5 protein-coding genes and 1 pseudogene are annotated in these 8,108 nt (G+C 71.7%); 3 read left to right on the top strand and 3 right to left on the bottom strand.

Translation table 11 applies throughout. The features are described from left to right. Positions 1 to 343: 343 nt before the first annotated feature. Positions 344 to 550, bottom strand: coding sequence for a DUF1918 domain-containing protein (locus AC08OQ_RS14515; RefSeq protein ID WP_476601517.1), 207 nt, complete (start codon positions 548 to 550; stop codon positions 344 to 346). A gap of 142 nt (positions 551 to 692) precedes the next feature. Further along, positions 693 to 1,913 (bottom strand): acetyl-CoA C-acetyltransferase, encoded by a 1,221-nt coding sequence (locus AC08OQ_RS14510; protein WP_476601513.1) that lies wholly within the window; start codon positions 1,911 to 1,913, stop codon positions 693 to 695. A gap of 214 nt (positions 1,914 to 2,127) precedes the next feature. Here AC08OQ_RS14510 and AC08OQ_RS14505 point away from each other — a divergent pair, with 214 nt between their 5' ends. Then, positions 2,128 to 4,023, top strand: a complete 1,896-nt coding sequence (locus AC08OQ_RS14505; protein WP_476601514.1) for a C2 family cysteine protease — start codon at positions 2,128 to 2,130, stop codon at positions 4,021 to 4,023. 21 nt (positions 4,024 to 4,044) lie between these two features. On the opposite strand, the gene AC08OQ_RS14500 is transcribed toward AC08OQ_RS14505, so the two are convergent. Continuing rightward, entirely contained in the window at positions 4,045 to 4,971 is a 927-nt protein-coding gene (locus AC08OQ_RS14500) for a universal stress protein (RefSeq protein ID WP_462188662.1), read from the bottom strand. Between the two features lie 1,094 nt (positions 4,972 to 6,065). Between AC08OQ_RS14500 and AC08OQ_RS14495 the strand changes: the two genes are divergently transcribed. Together AC08OQ_RS14495 and AC08OQ_RS14490 are read left to right on the top strand one after the other, a co-directional pair. Continuing rightward, positions 6,066 to 7,499, top strand: a complete 1,434-nt coding sequence (locus tag AC08OQ_RS14495) for a hypothetical protein (protein ID WP_476601515.1) — start codon at positions 6,066 to 6,068, stop codon at positions 7,497 to 7,499. A 304-nt stretch (positions 7,500 to 7,803) separates the two neighbouring features. Next, positions 7,804 to 8,108 (top strand): annotated as a pseudogene (locus AC08OQ_RS14490) (RNA-guided endonuclease TnpB family protein); the annotation flags it as partial.

Raw genomic sequence — 8,108 nt, 5'->3', positions numbered from 1 at the left:
ATCAGCGACAGATCCCCACCGATGGCCCGGACCCGTGCTCCGGGCCCGACCCGTGGTCCGGGCCCGAGGGGCGGCCTGGCTCCGACCGGTGTTCGAGCCGGCCGGGATGATCGGCTGGATCGCCGGTGGACGGGGAAGGCGTAGGCATCGGTCACGCTCCGGAGCTATCTGTGTTGCCTCCGGATCGACGCGCGTTACCTGTCGGCCCGACGGCTGTGTCCCTGCTGTATAGCGCAGCAGGTCACACCGCCTGAAGGCCCCGGGGCAGCCGATTTCGCCGGAAAATGCTTCAGGCGATTAACATGCCCTGGGCCTGGCTCCCCGCGCTCGGGCGTGCCCGGGGTCAGACGCCCGCGGACTCCCGTGACGGTCGGAGTTCGACGAGCGAGTCGTAGCTCGGGAAGAAGAGCCCCTCGTGCCCGTCATCCCAACGCACGACGAACGGCGGGCGTCCGTCCTCGCCGCGTACCTCGACCACGGTCCCGTGTCGTTCTGGGCTGCCCACCGTGCGGCCGTGGACGACGAACCTCTCTCCGACGGATGCGAACATCATGATGGCCGACCTCCCTGCCGGGCGATCCGGTCTGTTCTGCCTGGATGCTCCGGTGACCGATCGCATGCGCGTGCTCTCTGCCTAGCACGAGGTGCCGGTCGCGGCATATTCGGAGTCCGAAAGGTCGCGAATTCCCGGCTCAGGACAGCCGCTCGACGACCAGCGCCATGCCCTGCCCGCCGCCGACGCACATCGTCTCCAATCCGATGGTCGTGTCGGTGGTGTGTAGTCCGTTCAGCAGGGTGGTGAGTAGGCGGGCGCCGGTCATTCCGAACGGGTGACCGAGCGCGATCGCGCCACCGTGCACGTTCAGCTTCGCGACGTCGAGCCCGAGTGCCCGGTAGGCCGGGATGACCTGCGCCGCGAATGCCTCGTTCAGCTCTACCAGGTCGACGTCGTCGATCGTCATCCCCGCCCGGGCCAGGGCCCGCCGGGACGCCTCCACCGGGGCCAGGCCCATGATCTCCGGTGACAGCGCGCTGACGCCGGTGGAGACGATCCGGGCCAGCGGGGTGATGCCGAGCTCGCGGGCCCTGGTGTCGCTCATGACGATGACCGCAGCGGCTCCGTCGTTGAGCGGGCAGGCGTTACCGGCCGTGACGGTACCGTCTGGGCGGAACACCGGCCTGAGGGCGGCCAGCGCCCGCATCGTGGTTCCCGGCCGGGGACTGTCGTCGCTGTCGATCACCCCGCCGTCGGGCAGCGGCACCGGAATGATCTCCCGCTTGAAGAAGCCGTCCGCGACGGCCCGCTCCGTCAGGTTCTGCGAGCGGCAGGCGTACTCGTCCTGTTCGAGGCGGCTCACGCCGGTGAGCTGGGCCACGTTCTCGGCGGTCTGCCCCATAGCGATGTAGACGTCGGGCAGCTCGCCGGCCGCCCGGGGATCCGTCCAGGGCGCGGACCCCGCCTGCGCGCGGGCCGCCGTACGGGCCTGGGCCTCGCAGTAGCGCGGGTTCTGGGTGTCCGGCAGGCTGTCGCTGTTGCCCCTGACGAAGCTGCTGACGACCTCCACCCCGGCGGCGATGAACGCGTCGCCCTCTCCCGCGCGGACGGCGTGCGCGGCCATCCGCAGAGCCTGCAGGGAGGAGGCACAGTACCGGGAGACCGTCGTGCCGGGAACGGTGTCGAACCCGAGGCTGACGGCGACGACGCGGCTGATGTTGTGTCCCTGTTCGCCTCCGGGTAGCCCGCAGCCGATGATGAGATCGTCGATATCGGCCGGGTCGAGGGCCGGAACCTGGTCCAGGGCTGCCCGGACGATGACGGCCGCGAGGTCGTCGGCCCGCATCCCCCGCAGCGAACCCTTGAACGCCCGCCCGATCGATGACCGGGTTGCGGCGACGACGACGGCCTCGGTCACATGCCCTCCCAGTTCTTGGCGTTCCCGGCGTTCCCGGCGTTCCCGGTGTTCTTGGCGGCAGGATCGCGGGAGCCGCGGTCCCTGCGGCCAAATGATCAAAATTCTAACGCGGACGAGCGCCCGCGGTCGCGGGTGGCCGAGCCGACGCGGCGAGGGGGACCCGTCGGGTTACGCTTTGATCATCCCGTCGCCAGCGAGCCGGATGGCGTGCCCGATGCGAGCAGACCTTGGTACACCCCGTGATGTCGCGGCCCTCGCCGCGGCCGCGGGCGAACTGCGCGAGCGCGCCGCCCGGCTGCGCCGGCTCGCCCCGGAGGTGGCCGGGGTGCTGGCCGGTGTGCGTACCGCCGACACCCCGCGGGCCTGGCGGTCACCGTGGCGGATCCGGTGCGCCGCCCGGCTGGACGACTGGCAGCGGGCGCTCGACGTCGGCGCCGGGGTGCTGCGCGATCGGGCCGGGCTGCTCGACTGGCTCGCCGAGCGGTACGACGAGCGTGCCCACGCCTTGCGCCTCGGTCTCGGCGCGGCTGCCGTGGTATCCGCCGATGAGCTCGCCCGGCTGCGCCGGTTCGACGCGTCCGGCGGCGTCGGGAACGACCCACGGATGTGGATGCTGGCCCACCGACTGGCCACCGGCGGCACCGGGGACGGCAGGCCCGCCGGGATGGTCCCGATTGACGAAACCGTTCTGTTCGATCCGGTCCTGCTGGGCGTCCTGTCCGACCGCCTGCGGGCAGCGGGCGACCGGTCGGCAGCCCTGGCTCGGGCCGTCGCCGCGGACGGGGGACGGTTGAGCCGGCTGCCCGGTCCGTTCGGCGGCGCGGACTGGTCCGGTCCGCACGGCCTGTTCGGGGAGCGCAAACCGCCCGGTCTGGCCGGCTCGCCCGGTCTGGCTGGCTCGTCCGGACGGGACGACCCCGTCGGGTTCGGGCTGCACGCGGTCGCCGTCGGAGCGCCGGCCATGGCGCGCGGCATCGACCGGCGGATGGCGCGTTTCGCCGCAGCCGAGCTGGTCGCCCGCATCGGCACGGATCCGGCGGCAGTGACCGTCAATGATCTGGCGGCGATCAGCGCTCGGCTGGCTGGCCTGTCCGCGGCGATGCGCCAGGCGGCCATCTCCCGGCTGCGCGGCCGGCCCCTGGCGGTCCTTGCCGCAGTGGCCGCCCGGGTGATCGAAAATCCGGGCCCCGGCATCCTTCGCTACCTGCCGGCGCTGGCCGACCTCACCGACACCCTGATCGCCGGGGCCTCCTCGGCCATGATCGGAGACCTCCTGCTGGCTTTCCCATGGCTCGAACCCGGCTACCCTGTCGTCCGCGGACGCCCCGGCGAGGTCGTGGCGGTCGACCGCACCGGCGACCCGACGGTGCGTGACGGGATCAGCCCGAGCGATGTGGGGCAGGGCGGCGTCGCCGACTGCTACCTCGTCGCGGCGCTGATCGGCATCGCCCGCCAGGATCCTGGGCTGCTCGCGGAGCGGCTGCGGGCCAACCCCAACGGCACTGTCACGATCACCATGCACCCCCGCGGACCGGCCGGCGCCGGCGTGGGCGTCACCGTCACGGCCGCACTGCCCGCTCGTCGGGTCCAGCCGCCGTACGGGCGGTCAGAGGATCGATCGGAGGATGAGGTACCCGGGCCGCAGGCGCCGGGCACCTCCCGGTCACGTGCGGCCGGGTACGAGGAGGTCGCGATGGACGGCGACGACGCGGCGGGACGGCCGGAGCTGTGGCCGGCGCTGTACGAGAAGGCCTACGCCCGGCTGCACGGCGGCTATCCCGCCATCGAATTCGGAAATGCGGCGACGGCCCTGCGGACGCTCACCGGGCGATCGGCGCACGTGCTCGCCGCCCACGAGGCGACCGTTCCCGCCCTCGGGGAGCTCCTCGCCGGCGGCGAGGTGGTGATTGTGACCACCCGGCGTCGAACCCGACCTGGCGGGCTCGTCGCGGCGCACGCCTACACCCTGCTCGCCGTGGACGCGGCGCGCCGGCGGGTGCTGCTGCGTAATCCGTGGGATCCGGCGCCCGGGCAGAACAACGAGCGGTGGTACGCCTGGGACGGGATCCTCCCGGGCACGCATGCGGTCGTGCACGGCCCGACCCGTTGACGACCGGTCGCCGCTGCCCCGCTACCACTGCCGAATGATCGCCACCGGGGTGGGGCAGTGAAGCATGCACTGGTGGCTGACCGATCCCAGCAGCAGCTCGGCGAAGCCGCCGTGACCGCGGGCGCCGACGACGACGAGATCGCACTCGCGGCCCTTGACGATCAAGGCCTGGGTGGCCGAGGCGGGCACCACCACGGCCCGTAGGTCCAGTCCGGCCGGCAGTTGGCCGCGGTCGCGGACGCCCGCGATGGACTCGTCGAGCACGGCCCGGGCCTGGTCCTCCAGGGCCTGGGTGATCTCCCCCGGTGCCTCGGCGAACGGCAACGGGATCGCCGCGAGCCAGGCGTGCACGGCGATCAGCGGAACCCCGCGCAGCGCGGCCTCCCCAGCGGCCCAGGCGAGGGCCGACAGTGCGTTGGGGGAGCCGTCCACACCCACGGCGATCGGCCGGGACAGTCGGGACGGCGCGCCGGCCGGGATCGTGCCTTCGGCGGCGGTCGCACCCGAGCCGATGGTCGCACCCGAGCTGGCGATGGCGGCCTCGACGTCACCGCGGGCGATCACAACCGGAACCGTGGCATGTACGGCGACGGAGGCACTGACCGACCCGATTCGCAGCCGGTGCAGCAGTCCCTGCCCCCGGGCACCGACCACGATCATGCGGGCGTCGCGGCCGACCGTCAGCAGGGCCTCCGCGCCCGGCAGGTCCACGGCTTGCTCCGCCACGGAGACGGTCGATCCCGGTGGCGTGACCGCCGTCACGGTCTTGTGTAGCGTCCGCTCGGCCGCCTGCGCTAGACCGGCCCGCATCCCGGACTGTGCCGTACCGCGGGCGAAGCCGATCACGGCTCGGATGCCGCACCCCTGCCACTCCGCCTCGGTGAACGCCCAGCGCAGCGCCGTGTGGGAGCCCGCGGAACCATCGACCCCGACCACGATGTCGGCCATCGTCCGCCTCCTTCGAAGCCCGGTCCGGGATACCCGGCTGGTCGGCCTGGAACCCCGTCCGCCAGCGGGGGAGGCCAACGCGGAGTGGAGCTGCCCGCCGATCAACAGCTTCCGGTGTTGTTTTCGTGTGTTCGAGCCAGGTGAACCCTACGTTGGGCCATCCTTCCCACGCATCGGCATGATCCATGGTGGGAAGTGGTGAATGGTTGGGTCGCGGGTCCCCGGTAACCCCGTAGTCGGACCGGAAGCCACTGGGCGCCAGCGGCTCCCCTGCCGTGATCGATCGATAAGACGACGAGGTACGACCATGGAGATCCACGATCCCTGTCGTCGGCGACGGTGGTTGGCTTCCGTTGTGTGGCGGCGGGTCGATCTGGTGAGGTGGCTGTTCCCGTCCGGCCTCGCCGGGCAAGGACGAAGAATGCCGTGACCGGGCGGTCCGGTTTCTCCCGGTGTTCCGGTTCCCGGCGATTTTTCTTGTGCGCCGAGTCCCGTCGTCGTTCCGGCTACCGGTGGGCTGGTTCAACCGGTGAGCGCGCCCGGACTCTCCTCCGCACGTGCCGTGGGCAGGGTGTACCCGGGCGCGGTCACCGCGCCGGCCATCCCTCCGGCGCGATGGAGGGGGGATCCTCCACCCCGCCGGGTCCTCCTCCCCGGGGATGCCGTCCCGCCAGGTGACGCAGTAATAAGAATTTGAAGATGACGGATTCAAAATCTGGTTCTGGTGTCACCAGATGAGGTTGAAGGCAGGGAGAGGAACTGCTCGGGAGGTCTTTCAGGATGGCCCGGTGTGGCCTTTTCGTGGCCGCCGGCCCCATCTTTTGCTTTGCGTCAGTCGCGCGATGTTTGATGCGTCTGTCGCACCACGAATCCCCAACGAGGGTGATGAAGTCATGTCCTCTTCATGTGAATGTGGTGGCCCTCCCCAGGAGTCTCCCGTCCAGGCACGGAGTACCGTGCCTGGACAGACGTCGACCGGTCCCCGACTCACCGAACCCGTCCAGGTCGGCATGATCCCCGGGCAACCTGCCCTGATCCGCTCGGGCGGGCGCAGTCCGTCAGCTTCGAGTGACCCCGCCGAGGAAGGGAGGCACGTGGCGTCGGCCGTGACCCAGCTTGCCCTCCCCGGTGCTCTGGTTCTGGTCCGTGCGCAGGAGTCGGGCACGCTGGTGTCCGATCGCGGGGGATGGCAGCGGGCGGTGCTGCGGGCGGCCCTGCCGTCGGCGGCGAAGCTGGTCGCGTTGACGCTGGCGAGCCACGTCGCCGAGGTTCCGCCGGCGGCGCCCGCCGGTGCCGCGGTGAGCGCCCCCGGCCTGGTCACCCTGGTCGCGGAGACCGGTTACAGCCGGACCCACGTGCAGCGCCAGATCACCAGGCTGCGCAACCAGGGCTGGTTGGCGACGGTGGCCCGGCCCGCGGCCGGCAGGACGACGCGGTTAGCCCTGAGCATCCCCGAGGCCGCCGTGCGGGCAGGTGAGGTCCGCTTGGTCGAGGCCGACGTCGCCTCCTCGTCGGCGGCATCGGCCTCGGCGGCATCGGAGGCCGGCTCCGCAACCGCAACCGCAGCCTCGGCCGCGCCCGCCCGTCGGCGCCGCGGCGGTCGCCGTAGCCGGGTCGGTATGCGGACGGCGTCTGCGGTCGGCCGTCGTTCCCGGGCGATGGCGTCCGTGGCGAGCGATGGCTCGCCTGGTACCGCCAGCCCGGCGGTCAACCTCGCCCCCTCGAGGGGCGCCGACCGCCCGGACCGCCCGGACACCGCCGGTTCGGATGATCCGGACACCGCCCGTTCAGAGCAGCCGGAGCCGGGTGACACCCGACCGGACGGCGACACCCAACCGGCCCCGGCCGTGGGCACCGTCGATCCCGCCACCCGCGGGGCTGTGACGGACGAGCCACGCGTCCTGACGGACGAGACCACTGGGGCAGCGGACGCGTCGACCCCCGAACCGGAGCGGGCCGCCCCGACAGTCCCGTTGCCCCCTCCGCCGCCCGAGCCGATGACCCTGGCCGCCAGCCAGGTGATCACGGTCCTCGCGAACGCGATGCGGCGCCCGACGTCCGACTACCTGGCCATCTACCAGAAACTACGGGTGATCCTGGAGGAAGACAGCTGGGAACCGGTCGAGCTGGCCCTGCATCTAGTGCACATCATCACGACCGGTGTCCTGGTCGGGGACGGCGACGAGATCGACAATCTGTCCTGGCGGCTCGATCGCCTGCCCAGGGCGTCTGCCGACTGCAACTGCCGCGCCTGCCTGGAGAACCGGGGGATCAGGACCGGACCGACGCCGGGTTCCACCGTCCCGAACCAGGGGCGCGGGCGCTACACCCGCTCCGCGAAGGAGAAGGGACCCGCGCCCGGACGCCCAGGATGGGAGGCCTACGGGTCCCGAGCCGCCCACCCGGAATCCGAGGCGCCGCCCGTGTCGATCCCGCGGCCACCGCTGGAGGCCATCGAGGAGGCCGCTCGCGCGGGACGCGCGCATGCCCAGATGGCGAGCCAGTCGGCGGCTGACGGCGCGGCCTGAGCCGGTCGACCCGTGGTCCGGCTCGCCCGCCGCAGCGCGCGGCGGCGGGCGGCGGATGGTGACGGTCGGTGGCGGATGGTGTTGCATAGTCCCAGCGACAGCCCATCATGGGAAGTCATGGTGACCCAGGAACGTAGCGCGCAGGCCCCGTCTTTCAGGGCGGGGCTAGCGCATCAACGACAGCGTGACAGGCAAGCCTGCTATCCTGTCACTTATGGGGTCGAAGGTGGTGAAGCGGGCGTACCGCTACCGCTTCTAGCCGACCCCGGAGCAGGCCGCCCAGCTCGCGCAGACGTTCGGCTGTGTGCGCTACCTGTACAACCGGGCGCTCGCGGAACGGCACCGGGCCTGGTTCCAGGAGCAGCGGCGGGTCACCCACGCCGAGACCGACCGGATGCTCACCGGCTGGAAACGCGACCCGGGCACACTCTGGCTCGCCGGGCCATCGAAAGGGCCGTTGCAGGCCGCGTTACGGAACCTGCAAACCGCCTACGTGAACTTCTGGGAGAAGCGCGCCGGCTACCCCTCGTTCAAGAAGAAGGGCAAGACCGCCGATTCAGCGGCCTACTCCCGGAACTGCTTCACGTTCCGGGACGGGCAGATCAAGCT

This window comes from Frankia sp. CcCS3 (assembly GCF_977927575.1).
The sequence above is the reverse complement of the archived record's forward strand: the minus strand, read 5'-3'. Positions and strand labels throughout refer to the sequence as shown.